1 protein-coding gene is annotated in these 486 nt (G+C 65.2%); it reads left to right on the top strand.

The features are described from left to right. Positions 1-23: 23 nt before the first annotated feature. Positions 24-486 (top strand): AMP-binding protein (locus tag J5M58_RS26505; RefSeq protein ID WP_243432565.1); only part of this gene is annotated, 463 nt, incomplete at its 3' end.

The following is a 486-nucleotide window of genomic DNA, read 5'->3' as shown; positions in this document are numbered from 1 at the left end:
TCCGTACGGTGGCCGAGGTGCAGATGACCGACCTCATGCTCGCCCCGACCATGATCCAGATGATGCTGCAGGCCCGCGAGGCCAGTCCGGAACTGCAGTCGCTGCAGCTGAGCAGCATCCGCAACATCATCTACGGCGCTTCGCCGATTTCCCCGGCGCTGCTGGACCGCGCCTGCATCGCATTCCCCAAGGCCCGCTTCTTCCAGGGCTACGGGATGACCGAACTGACCACTGGCGGCACCATGCTCGATGCTGAGTACCACTGTGCCGAGCACCAGGTGAGCGGCAAGATGTATTCGGCCGGTCGGGCGATCAGTTGCGTCGAACTGCGCATCGTCGACGAACACGACCAGGAAGTACCGCGCGGCAGCGTGGGCGAGATCGTCGTGCGCGGCCCCAACGTCATGCTCGGCTACCTGAACCAGCCGGAGCTGACCGCCGAAGTGCTCAAGGGCGGCTGGATGCACACCGGCGACGGCGCCTACA

The organism is Pseudomonas sp. 32_A (assembly GCF_017490905.1).
GTDB lineage: Bacteria > Pseudomonadota > Gammaproteobacteria > Pseudomonadales > Pseudomonadaceae > Aquipseudomonas > Aquipseudomonas inefficax.
Note: the sequence above shows the minus strand (reverse complement) of the source record. Positions and strands in the feature narration are given on the sequence as shown.